General features: G+C 66.2%; 21 protein-coding genes and 1 tRNA gene. 14 read left to right on the top strand and 8 right to left on the bottom strand.

Annotated features, from left to right (window positions below; translation table 11 throughout):
• The 7 genes from NH448_RS21295 to purH form a co-directional block, all read left to right on the top strand.
• On the top strand, window positions 1–533 hold a 533-nt coding region (locus tag NH448_RS21295), incomplete at its 5' end, for a thioredoxin fold domain-containing protein (RefSeq protein WP_253029406.1).
• A 180-nt stretch (window positions 534–713) separates the two neighbouring features.
• Entirely contained in the window at window positions 714–1,184 is a 471-nt protein-coding gene (accB, locus tag NH448_RS21290; protein ID WP_045993976.1) for an acetyl-CoA carboxylase biotin carboxyl carrier protein, read from the top strand.
• A 46-nt stretch (window positions 1,185–1,230) separates the two neighbouring features.
• Complete coding sequence (gene accC, locus NH448_RS21285; protein ID WP_045993975.1) at window positions 1,231–2,571, top strand: acetyl-CoA carboxylase biotin carboxylase subunit; 1,341 nt, start codon at window positions 1,231–1,233, stop codon at window positions 2,569–2,571.
• Between the two features lie 86 nt (window positions 2,572–2,657).
• Entirely contained in the window at window positions 2,658–3,575 is a 918-nt protein-coding gene (gene prmA / locus NH448_RS21280) for a 50S ribosomal protein L11 methyltransferase (protein ID WP_108132870.1), read from the top strand.
• 146 nt (window positions 3,576–3,721) lie between these two features.
• Entirely contained in the window at window positions 3,722–4,789 is a 1,068-nt protein-coding gene (gene dusB / locus NH448_RS21275; RefSeq protein WP_083970531.1) for a tRNA dihydrouridine synthase DusB, read from the top strand.
• Window positions 4,786–5,118 carry a DNA-binding transcriptional regulator Fis gene (gene fis, locus NH448_RS21270; protein WP_045993973.1) on the top strand — a complete coding sequence of 111 codons (333 nt, stop codon included), beginning with the start codon at window positions 4,786–4,788 and terminating at the stop codon, window positions 5,116–5,118. The genes dusB and fis overlap by 4 nt, the downstream gene beginning before the upstream one ends.
• A 78-nt stretch (window positions 5,119–5,196) precedes the next feature.
• The gene (gene purH, locus NH448_RS21265) at window positions 5,197–6,777 is read left to right on the top strand and encodes a bifunctional phosphoribosylaminoimidazolecarboxamide formyltransferase/IMP cyclohydrolase (RefSeq protein WP_108132872.1); all 1,581 of its coding nucleotides are present in this window, start codon (window positions 5,197–5,199) and stop codon (window positions 6,775–6,777) included.
• 180 nt (window positions 6,778–6,957) lie between these two features.
• Here the strand turns inward: purH and NH448_RS21260 are convergent, their stop codons facing one another.
• The 3 genes from NH448_RS21260 to folE all read right to left on the bottom strand — a co-directional run bounded on the left by NH448_RS21260 (window position 6,958) and on the right by folE (window position 9,610).
• Window positions 6,958–8,418, bottom strand: a complete 1,461-nt coding sequence (locus tag NH448_RS21260) for an NAD-dependent succinate-semialdehyde dehydrogenase (RefSeq protein ID WP_045993971.1) — start codon at window positions 8,416–8,418, stop codon at window positions 6,958–6,960.
• 129 nt (window positions 8,419–8,547) lie between these two features.
• Window positions 8,548–8,967, bottom strand: coding sequence for a dihydroneopterin triphosphate 2'-epimerase (gene folX / locus NH448_RS21255; protein ID WP_045993970.1), 420 nt, complete (start codon window positions 8,965–8,967; stop codon window positions 8,548–8,550).
• Between the two features lie 85 nt (window positions 8,968–9,052).
• Entirely contained in the window at window positions 9,053–9,610 is a 558-nt protein-coding gene (folE, locus tag NH448_RS21250) for a GTP cyclohydrolase I FolE (protein ID WP_045993969.1), read from the bottom strand.
• A gap of 458 nt (window positions 9,611–10,068) precedes the next feature.
• Here folE and NH448_RS21245 point away from each other — a divergent pair, with 458 nt between their 5' ends.
• Window positions 10,069–10,650, top strand: a complete 582-nt coding sequence (locus NH448_RS21245) for a hypothetical protein (protein ID WP_108132873.1) — start codon at window positions 10,069–10,071, stop codon at window positions 10,648–10,650.
• A 46-nt stretch (window positions 10,651–10,696) separates the two neighbouring features.
• Here NH448_RS21245 and NH448_RS21240 read toward each other — a convergent pair whose 3' ends face one another.
• The gene (locus tag NH448_RS21240) at window positions 10,697–11,689 is read right to left on the bottom strand and encodes a serine/threonine protein kinase (protein ID WP_045993968.1); all 993 of its coding nucleotides are present in this window, start codon (window positions 11,687–11,689) and stop codon (window positions 10,697–10,699) included.
• 51 nt (window positions 11,690–11,740) lie between these two features.
• Window positions 11,741–12,559, bottom strand: a complete 819-nt coding sequence (locus tag NH448_RS21235) for a ComF family protein (RefSeq protein WP_253029405.1) — start codon at window positions 12,557–12,559, stop codon at window positions 11,741–11,743.
• Window positions 12,560–12,619: 60 nt separating this feature from the next.
• Here NH448_RS21235 and bioB point away from each other — a divergent pair, with 60 nt between their 5' ends.
• The 6 genes from bioB (at window position 12,620) to NH448_RS21205 (ending at window position 17,856) form a co-directional block, all read left to right on the top strand.
• Window positions 12,620–13,714 (top strand): biotin synthase BioB, encoded by a 1,095-nt coding sequence (gene bioB / locus NH448_RS21230; RefSeq protein WP_045993967.1) that lies wholly within the window; start codon window positions 12,620–12,622, stop codon window positions 13,712–13,714.
• A gap of 63 nt (window positions 13,715–13,777) precedes the next feature.
• Entirely contained in the window at window positions 13,778–14,950 is a 1,173-nt protein-coding gene (gene bioF, locus NH448_RS21225) for an 8-amino-7-oxononanoate synthase (RefSeq protein WP_222569809.1), read from the top strand.
• A complete protein-coding gene (locus NH448_RS21220) occupies window positions 14,947–15,849 on the top strand; it encodes an alpha/beta fold hydrolase (protein ID WP_253029404.1) in 903 nt (300 codons plus the stop codon). Before bioF ends, NH448_RS21220 begins: the two co-directional genes overlap by 4 nt.
• On the top strand, window positions 15,846–16,844 hold the full coding sequence (locus NH448_RS21215; RefSeq protein WP_253029403.1) for a methyltransferase domain-containing protein: 999 nt from the start codon (window positions 15,846–15,848) through the stop codon (window positions 16,842–16,844). The genes NH448_RS21220 and NH448_RS21215 overlap by 4 nt, the downstream gene beginning before the upstream one ends.
• Before the next feature lie 84 nt (window positions 16,845–16,928).
• Window positions 16,929–17,621 carry a dethiobiotin synthase gene (bioD, locus tag NH448_RS21210; protein ID WP_253029402.1) on the top strand — a complete coding sequence of 231 codons (693 nt, stop codon included), beginning with the start codon at window positions 16,929–16,931 and terminating at the stop codon, window positions 17,619–17,621.
• Between the two features lie 150 nt (window positions 17,622–17,771).
• Window positions 17,772–17,856, top strand: a tRNA-Leu gene (locus tag NH448_RS21205).
• Window positions 17,857–17,868: 12 nt separating this feature from the next.
• On the opposite strand, the gene NH448_RS21200 is transcribed toward NH448_RS21205, so the two are convergent.
• The 3 genes from NH448_RS21200 to NH448_RS21195 all read right to left on the bottom strand — a co-directional run bounded on the left by NH448_RS21200 (window position 17,869) and on the right by NH448_RS21195 (window position 19,649).
• Window positions 17,869–18,768, bottom strand: a complete 900-nt coding sequence (locus NH448_RS21200) for a site-specific integrase (RefSeq protein ID WP_052704450.1) — start codon at window positions 18,766–18,768, stop codon at window positions 17,869–17,871.
• Between the two features lie 92 nt (window positions 18,769–18,860).
• A complete protein-coding gene (locus tag NH448_RS23735; RefSeq protein ID WP_366078353.1) occupies window positions 18,861–19,178 on the bottom strand; it encodes a helix-turn-helix domain-containing protein in 318 nt (105 codons plus the stop codon).
• A gap of 42 nt (window positions 19,179–19,220) precedes the next feature.
• Window positions 19,221–19,649: a hypothetical protein gene (locus NH448_RS21195; protein ID WP_253029401.1), complete on the bottom strand. Its 429-nt coding sequence runs from the start codon at window positions 19,647–19,649 to the stop codon at window positions 19,221–19,223.
• Between the last annotated feature and the right edge of the window lie 109 nt (window positions 19,650–19,758).

Genomic DNA, 19,758 nt, shown 5'->3' with positions numbered 1-19,758 from the left:
GGCCGCGGGTCCGCCAGGGCGCCGGTATCGTGCTGCTGGTGTGGGGCATCGCGCTGGTCATCGGCGCCGCCCGTGGCGGTGGCGATCCCCTTCGCCCCCTGGCCGCCGGCCCCATGAGCGCGACGAGCAGCTCTATCGAGGCGGCCCATCCCGATCGCATCGTCGAGAGCCTGGGCCAGCTTCAGGCGGCCCTGGCCGAGTCCACGACCCCCGCCTTCGTCAACGTCACCGCCGAATGGTGCATTTCCTGCAAGGTGATGGAGCGCGAGGTGTTTCCCGACCCCCGGGTACGCGAGGCCCTCGCCGGCTTCCGCTGGATCGACGTCGATGTGACCGACACCAACGCCGTGAGTCGTGAGGTGCTCGACCATCTGGGTCTGTTCGGCCCACCGAGTCTTCTGTTCTTCGACGGGGACCAGGAGCTTCGTCAGGCACGTATCCAGGGCGAACTCGATGCCGCTGCCCTGGCCGGCCATATCGCCGCAGTCAGCCGCGCCCTCGACGGCGCCCAGGCGGCTACCACCAGCGGGTGAAGGTGACAGCGAACAGCGTTCGGCCTCGCTGGACAACCTTCGCAATTTTCGGCAAACTCCGCACTACTCTGAATTCTGACACGATAGAGACGCCAAGAGCCGCCATCTTGCCGCGATCTCTAACGACTTGGACCGGGTTTACAGCGCCCGGTAGACACTTCACACGATCGAGACAACGTCATGGATATTCGTAAGGTCAAGAAGCTGATTGAACTGCTGGAAGAGTCCAACATCAGCGAAATCGAGATCCAGGAAGGTGAAGAATCGGTCCGCATCAGCCGTCATCCGCAGGGTGGCAGCTGGCAGCCGGCACCCGCCGCCCAACCCTGGGGCGCACCCGCTGCACCGGCGGCCGCACCTGCCCAGGCCCCGGCCGAAGCTCCCGCACCCAGCGCCGACAGCGGCCCGAGCTACCAGGGCCAGGCCGTGGTCTCGCCGATGGTCGGCACCTTCTACCGCTCCCCGGCACCCGGCGCCAAGCCTTTCGTGGAAGTCGGCGCCAGCGTGCGCAAGGGTGACACCATCTGCATCGTCGAAGCGATGAAGATGATGAACCAGATCGAAGCCGATCGTGACGGCGTGATCGAGGCCTTCATGGTCGAGGACGGCGAGCCCGTCGAGTTCGACCAGCCCCTGGTTGTCATCTCCTGAGAAGACTTGCGTCTTCCCTGATCATTCACTTTCGGCGGACACCACCATGTTGGACAAGGTTCTTATCGCCAACCGCGGCGAGATCGCTCTTCGCATCCTGCGGGCCTGCAAGGAGCTCGGGATCAAGACGGTTGCGGTCCACTCCAAGGCCGACCGCGAACTGATGCACGTGCGGCTCGCCGATGAGGCGGTGTGCATCGGCCCCGCTTCCTCGGCCCAGTCCTACCTCAATATCCCCTCGCTGATCAGCGCGGCCGAGGTGACCGACGCCAGCGCCATCCACCCCGGCTACGGCTTCCTCTCCGAGAATGCCGACTTTGCCGAGCAGGTCGAGCGCTCCGGCTTCACCTTCATCGGCCCGCGCGCCGAGACCATTCGCCTGATGGGCGACAAGGTCAGCGCCATCGAAGCGATGAAGAAGGCCGGCGTGCCCACGGTGCCAGGCTCCGACGGGCCGCTGGGCGACGATGAAGGCGAGCTGCTGGCCACCGCCCGGCGCATCGGCTACCCGGTGATCATCAAGGCCGCCGCCGGCGGCGGCGGACGTGGCATGCGCGTGGTGCACACCGAAGCCCACCTGATCTCCGCGGTCACCGTGACTCGCACCGAGGCCCACTCGGCCTTCGGCGACGGCACCGTGTACATGGAGAAGTTCCTCGAGAAGCCGCGTCACGTCGAGGTTCAGGTGCTGGCCGACGGCCAGGGCAATGCCATCCACCTGTATGACCGCGACTGCTCGCTGCAGCGCCGCCACCAGAAGGTGCTGGAAGAAGCACCCGCGCCGGGCCTGGATCCGGACGCCCGCGCCAAGGTGCTGGAAGCCTGTCGCGAAGCCTGCGTGGAAATCGGCTATCGCGGCGCCGGCACCTTCGAGTTCCTCTACGAGGACGGTGAGTTCTTCTTCATCGAGATGAACACCCGCGTCCAGGTGGAGCACCCGGTCACCGAGATGGTCACCGGCGTGGATATCGTGCGCGAGCAGCTGCGCATCGCCTCCGGCCTGCCGCTGTCGATCCGCCAGGAAGATGTCGAGCTCAACGGCCACGCCTTCGAGTGCCGCATCAACGCCGAGGATCCTCGCACCTTCATGCCTTCTCCGGGCAAGGTCACGCTGTACCATCCTCCGGGCGGTCTCGGCGTGCGCATGGACTCCCACCTGTACACCGGCTACACGGTGCCGCCCCACTACGACTCGCTGATCGGCAAGCTGATCACCTGGGGCGCCGACCGCGAGACCTCGCTGACGCGCATGCGCAACGCCCTGGACGAGCTGCTGGTGGAAGGCATCAAGACCAACACCGACCTGCACAAGGACCTGGTGCGCGACGGCTACTTCCAGCAGGGTGGCGTCAATATTCACTACCTCGAGAAGAAGCTCGCGCAGTAGCACGGCGGCTTTGCACCAAGAGCGTGACAACGGGGCGGCCCAGGCCGCCCCGTTGACGTTGCACCAGACCGAAGAGGAATACCGCCATGCCCTGGCTTCAACTCAAGGCCGAGGTCCCACCACAGCAGGCGGAACTGCTGGAGGAACTGCTGCTGGCCGAAGGCGCCACCGCGATCACCCTGCAGGACGCCCACGACGATCCGGTGTTCGAGCCGGACCGGGGCACCACCCCACTGTGGGACCAGACCATTCTCACCGGTCTCTACGATGACCTCGACGGTCTGGCGGACATGCTCGAGCGGCTGTCTGCCGCCTGGGCCGAATCCCTGCCCGGCGAGCCCTGCCCGGTCATCGAGCACGAGCTGATCGATGACCGCGACTGGGAGCGCGAGTGGATGGACAGCTTCGAGCCCCTGCGCATGGGTCAGCGACTGTGGATCGTGCCGAGCTGGCACCAGCCGCCCGAGGATGACGCGGTCAATCTGCATCTGGACCCGGGACTGGCCTTCGGTACCGGCACCCACCCCACCACCGCACTGTGTCTCGAGTGGCTCGATGGGCTGGCGCTCGACGGCGAACTCGACGGCATCGAACTGCTCGACGTCGGCTGTGGCTCCGGCATCCTTGCCATCGCCGCACTCAAGCTGGGTGCCGCCCGAGCCATCGGCACCGACATCGACCCGCAGGCGCTCAGCGCCAGTCGTGACAACGCCGAGCGCAACGCCATCGACGAGTCGCGCCTGACGTTGCGCTACCCGGAGCAGATGGGCGAGGAGCGCTTCACCCTGGTGGTGGCCAATATCCTGGCCGGTCCGCTGGTGGAACTGGCCCCGACCATCGCCGGCCATGTCGCCGACGGTGGTCGCCTGGCGCTGTCTGGCATCCTCGAGGCCCAGGCCGACGAGGTGATCGACGCCTACCGCCACGAGGGACTTTTCATGGACGAGCCGGAAGTCCGTGAAGGCTGGGTGCGGCTTAGCGGCCGGCGCCCCACCAAGGACTGAACATCGCGCCACGAGAGGCTGTCACCGGGCAGCCTTTCGCATTAAAACGTCTCGAACACGCCTTCACCAACGGTGCTTCGAGGCGTATGATATGCAGCCCCGGAACGACGGCAGCTCCCATGTCAGACCACGATCCCAGATCCCCCATGGTGCAACAGCAAGATTCAGGCATCACCACCTGCATTGGCCCGCATCAGCTGGCCGGCCCGGTGATCCTTGCGCCTATGGCCGGGGTCACCGACCGCCCCTTCCGCGCGCTCTGTCGTCGCCTGGGCGCGGGACTGGTGGTGGGCGAGATGGTCACCTCCGATCCCAGCCTGTGGCACACCCGCAAGTCGCGCCTGCGCATGGACCACCGGGGCGAACCCGGCCCCAGGGCGGTGCAGATCGCCGGCGGCGACGCCGAGATGCTGGCCACCGCCGCCCGCCTAAACGCCGAACAGGGCGCCGAGATCATCGACATCAACATGGGCTGTCCGGCCAAGAAGGTCTGCAACAAGGCCGCGGGCTCTGCCCTGCTGCGGGACGAAGCGCTGGTGGCGGAGATCCTCGATGCGGTGGTGGCCGCCGTCGACGTGCCGGTGACCCTGAAGATCCGCACCGGCTGGTGCGCCGAATCCAACAACGCGGTGCGCATCGCCCGGCTGGCGGAAGATGCCGGTATCCAGGCGCTGGCCGTCCACGGCCGTCATCGCCAGCAACGCTATCAGGGCGAAGCCGAGTACGAGACCATCGCCGAGGTGGCATCAAGGGTCAGCATCCCCGTCTTTGCCAACGGCGATATCACGTCTCCCGAAAAGGCTCGGCGCGTACTCGACTATACTGGTGCGGATGCGGTGATGGTGGGTCGAGGCGCCCAGGGCAACCCCTGGATCTTCCGCGAGATCAGCCACTATCTGCGCCATGGCGAAATCCTGCCGGCGCCTTCCGACGCGGAACGACGCGACGTCCTCGGCTCTCACCTCGATGCCCTGCACGCCTTCTACGGTGACCACATGGGCGTGCGCATCGCGCGCAAGCATCTGGGTTGGTACCTGTCCAGCGATCGACGCCTCGACGATGATGGCCGTCGCCAGCTCAAGGCCACCTTCAACGGCCTGACCTCGACCCAGGCCCAGCGCGACTTTATCGACGAACTCTTTCGTCACGACCCCGCCAGCGCCCCCGAGCGCGTGGCCAGGGCCGTGGCACACCATGGAACCCGTGCCGCATGACCAGCCAGCAACCCATCGACCAGTCGGTGTCCGCCTCCAAACTCGACACCTCTCAGCGTGGCCTCGACGGCCTGGCACCCTCCGCACCGCAGGCCAGTGACGAACGTCCCCTGCGCGAGGCTGTGTTCGCCGCCATGGAACGCTACTTCGACCATCTCGACGGCGGCACCGTCACCGACCTCCACGCCATGGTGATGGCCGAGGTCGAGGCGCCTCTGCTGTCGTCGGTGCTCGTCTACACCAACGGCAACCAGACCCGTGCCGCAGAGATGCTCGGACTCAACCGTGGCACCCTGCGCAAGAAGCTCAAGCACTACGAACTGATCTGACCCGACCCCAAGGGAGCCCACGGCTCCCTTTTCTGCGCCAAGGCGCCCTTCGCTTCCCTTCGCAACAGAGACATCCCCATGGCCCAGCCCTCCTCTCTCGCCGTTCGTCGCGCCCTGATCAGCGTGTCGGACAAGACCGGTATCGTCGACTTCGCCCGCGCCCTCGCCGACATGGGCGTCGAATTGCTGTCCACCGGCGGCACCTACCGCCTGCTGGCCGACAACGCCATCGCCGTCACCGAGGTGTCCGAGCACACCGGGTTTCCCGAGATCATGGATGGCCGTGTCAAGACCCTGCACCCCAGGATCCACGGCGGCATCCTCGGGCGTCGCGGCCAGGACGACGAGGTCATGGCCGAGCATGACATCGCGCCCATCGACATGGTGGTGGTCAACCTCTACCCCTTTGCCGCCACCGTGGCGCGTCCTGACTGCAGCCTGGAAGACGCCATCGAGAACATCGACATCGGCGGCCCCACCATGGTGCGCGCCTGCGCCAAGAATCATGCCTACACCAGCATCGTGGTCAACGCCGACGACTACGACCGGGTGATCGCAGAGATGCGTGACAACGGCGGCGCGCTGGCCCAGGCCACCCGCTTCGACCTCGCGGTCAAGGCCTTTGAACACACCGCCGGATACGACGGTGCCATCGCCGACTATCTTGGCCGTCGGGTCGAGGGCGCAGAGGACGGCTTCCCGCGCACCTACAACCTGCAGCTGACCAAGAAGCAGTCCATGCGTTACGGCGAGAACCCCCACCAGCAGGCGGCGTTCTACGTGGAAGAAGGCGCCAGCGAACCCAGCGTCTCCACCGCCGTCACCCTGCAGGGCAAGCCGCTGTCGTTCAACAACGTGGCCGACACCGACGCCGCGCTCGAGTGCGTCAAGAGCTTCGACGACACCGCCTGTGTCATCGTCAAGCACGCCAATCCCTGCGGCGTGGCCGTGGGCGAGAGCGCTCTTGCGGCCTACGACAAGGCCTTCGCCACCGATCCCACCAGCGCCTTTGGCGGCATCATCGCCTTCAACGTGCCGCTGGACGCCGACACCGCCCGCGCCATCATCGATCGTCAGTTCGTCGAGGTGATCATCGCCCCCGGGGTCAGCGACGAGGCCCAGGCCATCGTCGCCGAGAAGAAGAACGTGCGCCTGCTCGACGTCAGCGCCAACTGGCCCGGCCAGATGGCACCGGCCCACGACCTCAAGCGCGTCACCGGCGGTCTGCTGGTCCAGGACCGCGATCTGGGCACGGTCACCCGCGACGACCTGACAGTGGTCTCCGAGCGCGTGCCCTCGGAGCAGGAGATGCGTGACCTGGCCTTCGCCTGGAAGGTCGCCAAGTTCGTCAAGTCCAACGCCATCGTCTACGTCAAGGAAGGCCAGACCATCGGCGTCGGCGCCGGCCAGATGAGCCGTGTCTACTCGGCCCGCATCGCCGGCATCAAGGCCGCCGACGAAGGCCTCTCGGTGCCCGGCTCGGTGATGGCCAGCGACGCCTTCTTCCCCTTCCGTGACGGCATCGACGCCGCCGCCAGCGCCGGCATCACCGCGGTGATCCAGCCCGGCGGCTCCATGCGTGACCAGGAGGTCATCGACGCCGCCAACGAGGCCGGCATCGCCATGGTGTTTACCGGTATGCGCCACTTCCGCCACTGACGCGGTCGCGTGGCGGCACGGCGGGGCCCCAGGTCCCGCCGGTTCCGGCCCACCCAGGAGCCGCCCGCCAATCTAAGCGCCAATCTACGACAAGGGCCCCGACGCATGCGTCGGGGCCCTTGTGTGTGTGCTATCGCTGAGCGCGCTGCCGCCACCTGCAGGATGGCGGCAGTCTGAGGCTTACTCGCCGAGGTCGATGCACAGGTACTTGGTCTCGAGGAACTCGGCCAGGCCCTGGTGCCCGCCTTCGCGACCGAGGCCGGAGGCCTTGACCCCACCGAAGGGCGCCGCGGCGTTGGAGATCAGGCCGGTATTGATGCCGACCATGCCGTACTCGAGGGCGTCGGCCACTCGCCACACCCGGCCCAGGTCCTTCGAGTAGAAGTAGGCCGCCAGACCGAACTCGGTGTCGTTGGCCAGTTCGATGGCGTCCTCCTCGTCATCGAAGGGGAATACCGCCGCCAGCGGACCAAAGGTCTCTTCCCGGGCCACCTTCATCTCGCTGGTGGCACCGCTGACCAGGGTCGGCGTGAAGTAGTTGCCACCCAGCGGATGGGGGTGGCCACCGATCCACAGCTCGGCACCCTTGTCCACCGCGTCCTGGACATGCTCGTTGACCTTGCCCACCGCCTTGTCGTCGATCAGCGGTCCGATGTTGACACCCTCGGTGGTGCCGTCGCCGACAGTCAGTTCGCTGTTCATGGCCACCGCCAGCTTCTCGCTGAAGGCGTTGATGACGCTGGACTGCACCAGGAAGCGATTGGTACACACGCAGGTCTGGCCGGCATTGCGGAACTTGGCAGCCATGGCGCCGTCCACCGCCGCGTCCAGATCGGCGTCCTCGAACACGATGAACGGTGCGTTGCCGCCAAGCTCCAGCGAGATCTTCTGGATATGCTGGGCCGCCTGGGACATCAGGGTACGCCCCACCTCGGTGGAGCCGGTGAAGGTGATCTTGCGCACCACCGGCGATTCGGTCAGGGCCGCGGCGATCTCGCTGGCCGACCCCGGCACCACGTTGAACACCCCACGCGGTACCCCGGCGCGCTCGGCAAGCAGCGCAAGCGCGGTGGCCGACAGCGGGGTCTGACTGGCCGGCTTGACCACGATGGTGCAGCCTGCCGCCAGGGCCGCGCCGGCCTTGCGGGTGATCATGGCGGCGGGGAAGTTCCAAGGCGTGATGGCGCCGCAGACACCCACCGGCTGCTTGGTCACCACGATACGCTGGTTGGCCTTGGCCGCCGGAATGGTCTCACCGTAGACCCGGCGTCCTTCCTCGGCGAACCAGCGCAGGAAACTGGCGGCGTAGACGATCTCGCCGGCGGCTTCCTTGAGCGGCTTGCCCTGTTCGAGGGTCATGATGGTGGCCAGCTCGTCCTGATGTTCGAGCATCAGCTCGTACCACTTCATCAGGATGTCTGCCCGCTCCTGGGCCGTCAGCGCGCGCCAGGCCGGCAGGGCGGCGTCGGCCGCGTCGATCGCCGCCTCGGTCTCGGCGCGACCCAGGCGAGGCACCTGGGCGATGGTCTCGCCACTGGCCGGATTGACGATGTCGATCTGCTCCCCGCTGTCGGCCGCCACCCAGCTTCCGTCGATATAGGCAAAGGGGCGAAACAGCGGCATGTCGTTAAGGGCTTTCATGAAGGCTCCTGGCTCGGGCTTGACGGAAAACTGCATTGACTTGCGACGACGCTTCAGCGACTGCGCGACGACCATATAGCTTTCATGCTAAGCGTTCCGCTGGCCGATCGCCAACTCGAAGCCGTCGCCTCAACTCACCGAATCCTGATCCCGCGGTGCCCTCGAGGCCGACAGCGTGATCGACACCGAGTCGGCAAAGCGCAGCGCATGGGGCTTGTCGATCTCCACCTGGGTGGTCAGCACCTGCTCGTGACTCATGATCAGGTCCAGCACTTCGCGGGTCATCCGCTCCAGCAACTGAAAGCGGTTCTCCTCCACCAGCGCGATCACCTGCTTGGTGATGGTGCGGTAGTTGAGCGCCTGTTCGATATGATTGAACGCCACCGCCTTGTCGGCGCGGTAGCGGATCACCGCATTGATCACCACGTCCTGGCGATTGAGGATCTCCTCCTCCTTGATGCCGATGAAGGTCCTCAACCGCAGGTTCTTGATGCGGATGGTGGCAAGGTCGTGATCCAGGTGCTGGTCACCCAGTACATGCAGGGACATGGCCCCTCCCGTGCGTCATGCTTGAAAGCGGTAAACGAAAAGCGTCGGCTTCAGCGCTTCGTGCGGCGGCCGTAGAATCGGCCCCTCAGCGGCTGTTGACCAACGTCAGGAACTCCTGACGGGTGCTCGGCTTCTCGCGGAAGGCCCCCAGCATCACCGAGGACGTCATGCTGGAATTCTGCTTTTCGACCCCTCGCATCATCATGCACAGGTGTCGCGCCTCCACCACCACGGCCACGCCCCGGGCATCGGTGACCTGCAGCACGGCATCGGCGATCTGACGGGTCAGATTCTCCTGGATCTGCATGCGGCGGGCGTACATGTCGACGATCCGGGCAAACTTGGACAGTCCCAGCACCTTGCCGTTGGGCAGGTAGGCGATATGGCACTTGCCGATGAAGGGCAGCAGGTGATGCTCGCACATGGAGTACAGCTCGATGTCCTTGACCAGCACCATCTCGTCGGTCTCGGACGAAAACACCGCACCATTGACGATCTCTTCCAGCGACTGGGTGTAGCCGCGGTTGAGAAACTGCATGGCCTTGGCAGCACGCTTGGGCGTATCCACCAACCCTTCTCGCTCCGGGTCTTCGCCCAGTTCCTCAATGATGTGTCGATAGTGATTGGCGAGTTCGTCAGTCATGATCCAGCCCTTCAGGGGAGTCGTCGGCTCGGGCGAACACCAGGCGGCCCGCCTGGCTCCACAAAACCTGTACAAAGAATTTTGGAAGTATAGCTTTTGCATTGCGTGAGCGATAGTCTACCGCAGCGTGTCGCCTTCCGCAGTTCGCCTGGCGTTTTTGCCCACCGTCCCCCCCATCATTGGCGAGAAATCGGCGCGACACCCGATCTTGCGACAGCCCCTTGCGACAGCCCGCTGCAAAAGCCCGTTGCCAAGGCCGATTGAGGAGATTGCCGCCGCCGTCGCGACGAGGTACGTGACAGAGTGTCGCGCAACGAGAGCGATAGCTGTCCACCCGACAGCCCTGTGCTATCGTCATCAGGGTGTCCATGTGCCAGGCGACACTGTCGGTGGCATGTCTCCATGCAGCTACCCGTCCTGTTGCCCGCATTTCGCCAGCCATATCGCGAGAATCGCCAATGCCTGCCCTTCGCCGCCTGCTTGCCCGGCCCAGCACGCCCCTCGTCGCCATTCTGACCTTCAGCGCCCTGACCAGCATGACGCCCGCTATGGCGGACAGCCTGGAGCTACCCGCCCAGGCACGCATCGATGTCAGCATTATCGAAGGCATCGACCTCGACTCCGCCGGACAGCGGCTCGATGATGTCATGCTCAAGCCCGCCGCCGATGCCGAGGGACGCACCGACCTGCCCCACTACTGCGTGCTGGTCGGCGACGCCAAGCGCGATGGCCAACGCCTGCGTATCACCACCGAGGCCCTCACCTGCGTCGAGACCGATGGCGGCGAAAGCCACATCTACTCCGGCGAACTCATCGCCGGCGCCTATGACGAGGATGGCCAGTTCGGCATCGCCGCCTGCGATGACGGCGGCTGCCGCCTGGACGCCGACCGCGTGTTTCAGCTAGAACTAACCGAACCGCTGGCCATCGAGCAGATGCCCAACCCGTCTGCGCAGCTTAACGCCGAACGTCGTGGCGAAGACGCCGACAACGAAACCAAGCAGGCCACCCCGTCGAGCCAGACCACTCCGTCCGAGTAGCGCCACCTATGGCGGACAGCACACGGCGTCCGCCAGACCCCATCTGTCAGCCACCCGCCAGCCAGCGCTCGGAATCCGCCAGGGCCAGGCGTTGATGCTCCAGCTGGCGGATGTGCTCGTCCCAGTAGCCGGCGTCGGCGACCCAGGGAAACGCCCGGGGAAAGGCCGGATCGTTCCAGCGCGCCACCACCCAGGCGCTATGGCGCATCAACCTCAAGGCGCGAAGCGGTTCGATCAGGGCGAGCTGCTGGCGATCGAAATCGATCACCTGCTCGTAGCCCTCGATCACCTCCGATAGCTGCATCGCCCTTTCCTCCGGCCCCTGGGCGGTGAACAGCATCCACAGGTCCTGTACCGCCGGCGCCATCATCGCGTCGTCGAAATCGACCAGCGCAAAGCGATCCTCCCGCCCCAGCATATTGCCGATATGGCAGTCGCCGTGAACCCTCTGCATGGGTGCGCTGACACCCGCGGGTGGTGCCAGCGCCTCGATCAACTGCTGCGAGATGCGCTCGTAGGCCTTGCGCTGACGCTCGCTCAACCAGGGACTCTCGAGTACCGTGCGACGAGCCTGTTCGGCCATGGCGCGGGGCTCCTGCCGACAGCGATGGGCGAACTCGCCGCGCCGGCCCACCTCGTGCACGCGTCCTATCAGCTCACCCAGGGCGAACAGATGGTCGGGGTTCTCGAGCTCGGGCGCCTGGCCGGGCAGGTGGGGAAACAGCGCCACGCGGTAGCCCCCCGCCCGGTGCAGGCTCTCGCCAGCGTCGTTGCGCCAGGGGGCCGCCACCGCCACCCCGGCATCGTCGAGCTCACGCAGGAAGGCGTGCTCCTCGCCGATGGCCTCATCGCTCAACCGGTCAGGGCGGTAGAACTTGGCCACCCAACGCTTGCGGTCATCGTCCTGCACCAGATAGACGCGGTTCTCGTAGCTGTTGAGCGCAAAGGGCTCGCCGGGCAGCCACAAGCCCAGTGATTCGATCGCCTCCACCACGCGCTGCGGAGAAAGTTCACTGAAGGGCGTGGGGGTCGTGGTCATGGGGGCTCCGGGTAAAAGCACAAATATCAAACGAGGCGAGAGGCGCCGAGCTTAACAGAGCCAGGGTGGCGGCGTCCTCGCCAGCGCCCAGGCGTCTACCCGGCGTGCCCCCGCCCGGCGACAGGCCTGCGCCAGCCGCTCAAGGGTGGCCCCGGTGGTCATGACGTCATCGACCAGCGCCACGTGCCGAGGCAGCCCTGACGCGATACCAAACATACCCGACGCGATGCGACGACGGGCCCGCGAACCGAGCTCATGCTGGGGGCGATCATCGCGACGCCGCCAGGCCCGCCTCACCGGCACGCCGAGCCGACGCCCCAGCTCGCAGGCCAGCCACTGGCCCTGATCGAAGCCAAAGCGCCTGGCCCTGGCGGGATGACGTGGCACCCCGATCAGAGCGTCAGGCACGCCATTCTCGCCCGCGAGTGACGCCTCCAGAAACAGTGCGACCAGCAACTGGGCGCTGGGCAGATGGGCCTCGGCCTTGAAGCGCTGGACGAGACGCCTGATCTCGTCGCGGTAGATCAGCGGCGTCCGCACCTCATGGAAGCTGAAGGGCTCCACCAGACAGCGACCGCACAGGCGTTCACCCGCCGGACGCCGCCAGCGGTGCCCGGGCAAGGGTTCGCCACAGCCCTCGCAGGGACAACGATTGAGGTCAAGCCCTCGGCGGCAGGGATCACACAGCAGGACGGTCACAGGACCCGGCGCAGCAATCACCGCGAGCCCCGATCTTGACCCTGACCCTTCCCCTGACCCTGGCCCTGGCCCTGGCGCCAGGGTCGCCAGGCAGAACAGGCAGCGATCCGCCATCAGCTTCGCCACGCCATGGTCAACCTTGCCGATCACGCAGGTTGACAGCTTCGCCACACCACTTATCCTTGTCGTCAACCAATCCGATTTTAAAAAGTTGACCATAGCGAGACACCCATGTCTGCCGACTCGACGTCCACAGTTTCCACCCTAGCCGCCGATGCCGCCCCCCGTCACGACTGGACGCTCGATGAGATCGAAGCGCTGTTCGCCCTGCCCTTCAATGATCTGCTGTTCAAGGCCCAGTGCGTCCACCGCCAGCACTTCGATGCCAACGCCGTTCAGGTCTCGACCCTGTTGTCGATCAAGACCGGCGCCTGCCCCGAGGACTGCAAGTACTGTCCTCAGTCTGGCCACTACAACACCGGCCTGGACAAGGAGAAGCTGCTCGAGATCGAAAAGGTGGTGGAGCAGGCGAAGTCCGCACTCGATGCCGGTGCCAGCCGTTTCTGCATGGGCGCCGCCTGGCGCAGCCCGCGCCAGCGGGATCTCGAGGTGGTCATCGAAATGGTGAAAAGGGTCAAGGCGCTGGGGCTCGAGACCTGCATGACCCTCGGCATGGTCGACGAAGCCCAGGCCCACCAGCTGGCCGACGCCGGCCTCGACTACTACAACCACAATCTGGATACCTCGCCTGAGTACTACGGCGAGATCATTACCACGCGCAGCTACGCCGATCGCCTCGACACCCTGGGCAATGTGCGCCAGGCCGGCATGAAGATCTGCTCCGGCGGCATCCTCGGCATGGGCGAGACCGCCCGTGATCGCGCGGGGCTGCTCAGGCAGCTGGCCAACCTGTCACCGCACCCGGAGTCGGTACCGATCAACATGCTGGTCAAGGTCCCCGGCACGCCCCTGGAGGACGTCGAGGACCTCGACCCCATCGAGTACCTGCGCGCCATCGCGGTGGCCCGCATCATGATGCCGAAGAGCCACGTGCGACTGTCCGCCGGGCGGGAGCAAATGGACGAGTCGACCCAGGCACTGGCCTTCATGGCCGGCGCCAACTCGATCTTCTACGGCGACACCCTGCTGACCACCGGCAACCCACAGGTCGAGCGCGACCGCGCGCTGTTCGACAAGCTTGGCCTGCATCCGGAACGTCGCGACACCTGTGCCAGTGACGACGAACGCGAACAGGTCCTGGCCCGGCAGATCGAGCGCCAGGCCAGGGAAGCCAGCAGCGCCCAGTTCTATGACGCTGCGGTCTAGCCCCATGTGCGCCCGCTGCCAGCCCTGCGCTAGTGCGGCGCATCACTGCCAGGAGCCCACCCCATGAGCGCAGACTGGCATTCCCACCTGCGCCAGAGTGCCCAGGCACGCCACGAGGCGCATCGCTGGCGCCAGCGCCGTGTCCATCGGCAGGACGCGCAGCGACTCGACATGGCCGGCAATGACTATCTCGGTCTGGCCGCTGACCCGCGCCTGGCCGAGGCCGCCGCCGATGGTGCGCGGCGCTTCGGCGCCGGGGCCCGTGCCTCACATCTGGTCACCGGACACAGCACGGTGCACGAGGCACTCGAAGAAGCCCTGGCACGCCTCACCGGACGCCCCCGGGCGCTGCTGTTCTCCACCGGCTACATGGCCAACCTGGGGGTGATACAGGCGCTCTGTGACAGCGGCGTGCATCTTCTGCAGGACCGGCTGAATCACGCCTCCCTGATCGACGGTGCCCGGCTGTCCGGCGCCCGCTCACGGCGCTATCACCACAACGACCTTGATGACCTGGCGCGCCTGCTGGATCGGGTGCCGGACGCCAGCCGCCGCCTGGTCATCAGCGACGGGGTCTTCAGCATGGACGGGGACTGCGCCGACGTCGACGGCCTGGCCGAGCTCAGCCGGCGCCACGGCGCCTGGCTGATGATCGACGATGCTCATGGCATCGGCGTGCTGGGCGAAAACGGCGACGGTAGCGTCGGTCGACGGCTGGGCTGCGAGCGGGTCCCCGTGCTGGTCGGCACCCTGGGCAAGGCGCTCGGCACCGCCGGTGCCTTCGTCGCCGGCGATGACGCCCTGATCGAGCATCTGATCCAGTTCGCCCGCCCTTACATCTACACCACCGCCCTGCCCCCGCCGGTGGCGGCAGCGACGCTTCAGTCTCTCGAGATACTGGCCGGCGAACCCGAGCGACGCCGCCATCTCGATGGGCTGATCGCGCGATTCCGACGCGAAGCCGCCAGCCTTAAGCTGCCGCTGATGGCGTCGGCCACCCCCATCCAGCCGATCCTGCTCGGCGATGAGCAGCGCACCCTGGACTGGGCCAGCACGCTTGACGACGCCGGCATCCGGGTGGGCGCCATTCGCCCGCCGACGGTTCCCGCCGGCGCCTCGAGGCTGCGTGTCACCCTCAGCGCCGCCCATGACGACCACGACATCGACCGTCTGCTCGAGGCGCTCTTGACCTGCCAGAAGCAGGAGTCGGCCACCTGCGCAGGGGCATCCCGATGATCCGGCTGGTTCTGCTGTCCGGTTGGGCCATCGACGCCAGAATCTGGTCACCGCTGGCGAGCCATTGGGGGACCTCGGTGACGGTGGAGGCCATCGACTGGCCCGGCATGGGCGGCAGGCCCGCGCTTGCAGACACAGGTGCCTCGGACGCAGACGCCTCAAACGCAGACACGGGGCTTTTCCAGCAGCAGGCACACCCGTCCTCTGACATTCAGACGCTGGCGAAGGCCATGGGGCCTTCCCTGTCGTCCCGCGACGGCGAGCCGGTCATCTGGGTGGGCTGGTCGCTCGGGGCGTTGCAGGCCGCCGCGCTGACCCGGCACCTGCCCGGCCCCGATGGCCTGGTGCTGCTCGGCATGGGCCCGGCCTTCTGTCACCCGAACGGGGTGACAACGACCGCGCTGGCTGATTTTCGCGCCACCTTCCGCCGCGACCCGACCAGGGCCCGAGAGCATTTCCTGCGCTGGCAGCTGTCCGGCGAGCCCTCGCCCCGTGACGCCCTGCGCCGGCTGCGCAGCCTGCTGACGCCTGACATCGGCGCCGATCACGCCACCCTGGAGCAGGGCCTCGCCACCCTGGCAAGCGCCGATACCGGTGACCTGCTTGGCGGCGTGCCAGGCCATGTCTCAGGCAAAGCGCCGGATAATGCAACTCCCGTCCCCGCCACGTCCCTGTGCGGTGCCACGGACCCCCTGCTGGCGCCTGCCGTACGCGCGGCCATGGACGAGCGTATCGAAGGCGCCGGACACTGCCCGATGCTGAGCCAGCCGGCCCGTCTGGCCGAGGCGATTCAGCGCCACGCCTTGCGCATGCTAGATAAAGGAAAGGCACCCACCAGCCGCCGCGGGCCTCACTATGGTGACCGCGAAGCCCAGGGGTTTGACGAGGTGACGCCATGAACGCTCCGCTTGTGCAGCGCCAGCTCGAGCCCGCGTGCTCCAGCGACACGGCCTCGGCCACGGCCGCGCCGGACCAGAGGGGCGTCTCCGCAGCGCCCGATGCCACACCCGGTGACTGGCAGCGACGGGTCGCCCGGGCGTTCTCGCGGGCGGCCCCGCGCTACCGAGAACTGGCGCGCGCCCAGATGGCCATGGCCGAGACGCTGTGGCCCCACCTGCCAGATCACGCCGAGCGGATCCTCGATCTGGGTTGCGGGCCCGGCGACCTGACCCGAGGACTAGCCGAGCGCTATCCTGACGCCAGCGTGCTGGGGCTGGATCTGTCCGCGGCGATGCTGGCACAGGCTCGCCAGACACTGGTTCAACAGACACCGACCCAACAGACACCGGCCCAACAGACACCGACCCAACAGACACCGGACCGAATAGCCCAGGACGACCGAGGCACCGAGCCACGTCGACAAGAGGCATCACCTCATCCGCGCGCCACGGCGTGCGCCTGGGTCTGCGCCGACGCCCAGGCGCTGCCGCTGGCCGATGCCAGTCTCGACTTGGCGATATCCAATCTGGCCATCCAGTGGTGTCCCGACCTGGAGCAGGTGCTGGCGGAACTCCATCGCGTCCTGGCGCCTGGGGGACGGGCGGTACTCAACACCCTGCTGCCCGGCACCCTGGCAGAGATCGGCCAGGTCTGGCGTCAACCGGGCAAGGCCAGTGGAGTGCTGGACTTCGCAAGCCTCGACGACCACCGGCGCGCGGTGCTTTCCCGCCGCTGGGCCGCCACCGCCTTCGAGCAGCGTGCCGAGCGCTTCTACTACCCGGACCTGGACGCCGTGATGGCCTCGGTCAAGGGCGTCGGCGCCCAGGTCGCCCGTCCCGGCGCCCGGCTGAGCCGTCAGGATATAAGACAGGCGCGGGCCCGCTATGAATACCTGCGCAGACCCGAAGGACTACCGGTGACCTACCAGCGGCTGACGTTGATTCTCGACCGCTGACGCCTGACCACCGCGCCCCTGAGTGAGGTGCCCCATCGTCGTTTCACCGCCACCAAACTTGCAGCACAGGATCCCGCACTCGCCATGCCAAGCTACTTTGTGACCGGCACCGACACCGACGCCGGCAAGACCCTGGCAAGCTCCGGCCTGCTGGCCCTGGCACTCCGCCAGGGCCAGACCACCCTCGGTCTCAAACCGATCGCCTCGGGGTGTGAGTCCACCGCCGAGGGACTGCGTAATATCGACGCCCTGACCCTGCAGGCCCAGAGCGTGCCGTCTGTACCCTATGACGACATCAATCCGTTCGCCTTCGCGCCCCCCATCGCGCCACACCTGGCGGCTCGCTATGCCGGCGTGGACCTGTCCCTCGACAGGCTCTGCCACACGCTGGGGGGAAGCCTTGAGCTCCCCCGTGATCTGATCCTGGTCGAGGGAGCCGGCGGTTATCGGGTCCCGCTCAACGACCATGAGGACCTGGCGGGGCTCGCCACACGCCTTCAGCTTCCGGTGATCCTGGTGGTGGGACTGAAACTCGGCTGCCTGAACCATGCCCTGCTGACCGCCGAAGCCCTCAAGGCAGATGGCGTCCCTTGCGTCGGCTGGATCGGCAACCTTGTCGATCCCGGCTTCGCCGAAGATGAAACCCTCTACCGGGACAACCTCGATCACCTGGAAGCCAGGCTGCCGGGGCCCTGCCTCGGCATCATTCCTCGCCTCGATGGCAGCGACCATCGGGCACTGGCCGATCAGGCCGCCGATCATCTTTCGCTGCCATAGCTCGACCTCACAAGCCTCAGCCCCGCCCCCGAGCCGCTCGCAGCGTCCGGGCGGATAGCGGGGCCCTGACTCGATCGAAGCGAGCGCACCTCACGGAAGTGTTTGACTTGCCAGGCCGGCAACGTAAAATATGCCCCGCCTACCCCGCGTGCGGATGTGGTGGAATTGGTAGACACGCTAGATTTAGGTTCTAGTGCCTTAGCGCGTGGGAGTTCGAGTCTCCCCATCCGCACCATCTTGATTTCCCTCAGCTTTTCCCGAATTCCAGCACATTGTCACGGCGCACTAGATTTTCGGGTGTGACCGGATTGTGACCGAGCCGATTCACTGCTTCCCTCACCCGGTGTGGCGCCAGGTGTGCATATCGCTCCGTCATCGTTATGCTGGAGTGACCGAGCAACTCCTTCACGACTTCCAGCGGCACCCCGTCTGTCACCAGCCATGATGCGGCGGTATGCCTCAAGTCGTGAATGCGCAGATCCTCGAGGCCGGCGCTCTTGCTTGCTTTCTCGAAACCACTGCGCAGCGACTTCACCTGGCCACCGCCTGGCCGGGCGAAGACCCAGGGCGACTGTGGCGCGTTCTCCGCACGCCAGGTCGCCCGCCTCTTGATTGCCGATGCCGCATTGGCGTTCAGCGGCACAACGCGAGGCTTCCCCGACTTCGTGTGCCTGGCGTTGAGCGTGATCGACTCCACTCCTCGCGTCAGGTCCACCCTGGCCCAGTCCAGGTTGAGCAACTCCCCGCGGCGGCAGCCGGTGTAGACGGCCACCTCGATAAAGTCAGCGAGGATGTCACCGCTGCGCTGCTGCCGGGCCACGGCGATCAGCCGCCCCGCCTCGGCTCTCGTCAGATACCGCTCCCGGTGGTGAGGCTCCCGCAGCATCCTGCCCTTCACTGGGTTCGGTAGATCCCACTCCCATTCACGATTGCAGTGATTGATGGCCGAGGACAGGGCCGCCAGTTCGCGGTTGATCGTGGCGTTCGCTCGCCCCTGGTCTTTCCGCTGCCGGCAGTAGGCCTTGATGTCCTGGCCGGTCAGTCCGTTGACCTCCCTGCCCTTGAAGAAAGCCAGCAGGTTCTTCGTCTGCCGCTTCAAGGTCTCCAGGCTGCGCAAGTGCTCCGACCCGCGCAGGTATTCCAGCATCACTTCCTCGAACAGCCGCGGTGGCTTTACCTCCCAGTGCTGTTCTCTGTGGGCCTGCGATCGCCACTTGGATTCGATCGCCTTGGCCTCGTTCAGGTCCGTTGAGCCAGTAGAGCGTCTAACTCTTTGGCCGCGTTCTTGGTATGAGGCCCACCAGTACGGTGACCCCTTCCTTCTGTGTGGCATGCAGTCTTCTCCATTTTCTGCACGCCGGGCGCACTGTGAGCGTCATACTCTGGTGCGCCGGCGTCAAGGTCAGCCAGTCGACGAATGCTCCCCAGGGTCACTTTCCGGCCCTTGCCGCTGCTCACGGTTCGCAGCGCCCCCTGGTTCGCCCAGCGCCGTACCGTCCAGTGGCTGACGCCAAGCATTTCGGCGGCCTCGTTGTAGGTCAGAAGCACCTTCTGCATACACCCTCCCGCGCAAAAGAAAGCCGCCTCGAGGGCGGCGTGTCAGTCTTCGGCGAATATCGCCAGGCTCTCGGCGAACTCGAGTTGTTCGTCTGGGGACAGTGGCTGCGGAGCATTGGCGCCCTCGCGCGCATCCTCCAGCACCATGCCAGCCTCATCGGACAGCCGCTCGGCGAGATGGACGTCACGGGCGCAGGTGATGTCTTTTCGCAGCCACATGTCCATCATGTGGACCTCGATCTGATCGACCTGACGAACGGACCCATCAGCGTTGAGGTATTCGTTGGAGGACAGGCGGACGCGGTTGATGCCTGTCAGGGATGCCGTCTCGCGGAGTCGTTGCAGCTCGGCGGCATCTCGCTCGATCCTATCGGCGGCCTCCCTCGCGCAGGCGACCAGCTGCATCAGCTGTATGTCGTCTCGGTCATCGACAGGAGCCCGCAAAGCACCCAACAGCATGGTGTCACTCATCGCCACCTCCCTCGGCCTGCTGGCGCTCCAGCCAGACAGCGAAGACGCCTTGTATGTGTGGGCGGAACGGCGCCTTGACCGACTCCATCAGCTCATATCGGAAGCTGGC

The sequence above is a fragment of the Halomonas sp. OfavH-34-E genome (assembly GCF_024124525.1).
In the GTDB taxonomy this organism is placed as follows: Bacteria; Pseudomonadota; Gammaproteobacteria; order Pseudomonadales; family Halomonadaceae; genus Halomonas; species Halomonas litopenaei.
The sequence above is the reverse complement of the archived record's forward strand: the minus strand, read 5'-3'. Positions and strand labels throughout refer to the sequence as shown.

What these genes read in the sequence shown, in the direction of transcription:
- accB (WP_045993976.1), top strand. Translation starts at nt 714, where the DNA reads ATGGATATTCGTAAGGTCAAGAAGCTGATTGAACTGCTGGAAGAGTCC.
- accC (WP_045993975.1), top strand. Translation starts at nt 1,231, where the DNA reads ATGTTGGACAAGGTTCTTATCGCCAACCGCGGCGAGATCGCTCTTCGC.
- prmA (WP_108132870.1), top strand. Translation starts at nt 2,658, where the DNA reads ATGCCCTGGCTTCAACTCAAGGCCGAGGTCCCACCACAGCAGGCGGAA.
- dusB (WP_083970531.1), top strand. Translation starts at nt 3,722, where the DNA reads ATGGTGCAACAGCAAGATTCAGGCATCACCACCTGCATTGGCCCGCAT.
- fis (WP_045993973.1), top strand. Translation starts at nt 4,786, where the DNA reads ATGACCAGCCAGCAACCCATCGACCAGTCGGTGTCCGCCTCCAAACTC.
- purH (WP_108132872.1), top strand. Translation starts at nt 5,197, where the DNA reads ATGGCCCAGCCCTCCTCTCTCGCCGTTCGTCGCGCCCTGATCAGCGTG.
- NH448_RS21260 (WP_045993971.1), bottom strand. Translation starts at nt 8,418, where the DNA reads ATGAAAGCCCTTAACGACATGCCGCTGTTTCGCCCCTTTGCCTATATC.
- folX (WP_045993970.1), bottom strand. Translation starts at nt 8,967, where the DNA reads ATGTCCCTGCATGTACTGGGTGACCAGCACCTGGATCACGACCTTGCC.
- folE (WP_045993969.1), bottom strand. Translation starts at nt 9,610, where the DNA reads ATGACTGACGAACTCGCCAATCACTATCGACACATCATTGAGGAACTG.
- NH448_RS21245 (WP_108132873.1), top strand. Translation starts at nt 10,069, where the DNA reads ATGCCTGCCCTTCGCCGCCTGCTTGCCCGGCCCAGCACGCCCCTCGTC.
- NH448_RS21240 (WP_045993968.1), bottom strand. Translation starts at nt 11,689, where the DNA reads ATGACCACGACCCCCACGCCCTTCAGTGAACTTTCTCCGCAGCGCGTG.
- bioB (WP_045993967.1), top strand. Translation starts at nt 12,620, where the DNA reads ATGTCTGCCGACTCGACGTCCACAGTTTCCACCCTAGCCGCCGATGCC.
- bioF (WP_222569809.1), top strand. Translation starts at nt 13,778, where the DNA reads ATGAGCGCAGACTGGCATTCCCACCTGCGCCAGAGTGCCCAGGCACGC.
- NH448_RS21220 (WP_253029404.1), top strand. Translation starts at nt 14,947, where the DNA reads ATGATCCGGCTGGTTCTGCTGTCCGGTTGGGCCATCGACGCCAGAATC.
- NH448_RS21215 (WP_253029403.1), top strand. Translation starts at nt 15,846, where the DNA reads ATGAACGCTCCGCTTGTGCAGCGCCAGCTCGAGCCCGCGTGCTCCAGC.
- bioD (WP_253029402.1), top strand. Translation starts at nt 16,929, where the DNA reads ATGCCAAGCTACTTTGTGACCGGCACCGACACCGACGCCGGCAAGACC.
- NH448_RS21200 (WP_052704450.1), bottom strand. Translation starts at nt 18,768, where the DNA reads ATGCTGGAATACCTGCGCGGGTCGGAGCACTTGCGCAGCCTGGAGACC.
- NH448_RS23735 (WP_366078353.1), bottom strand. Translation starts at nt 19,178, where the DNA reads ATGCAGAAGGTGCTTCTGACCTACAACGAGGCCGCCGAAATGCTTGGC.
- NH448_RS21195 (WP_253029401.1), bottom strand. Translation starts at nt 19,649, where the DNA reads ATGAGTGACACCATGCTGTTGGGTGCTTTGCGGGCTCCTGTCGATGAC.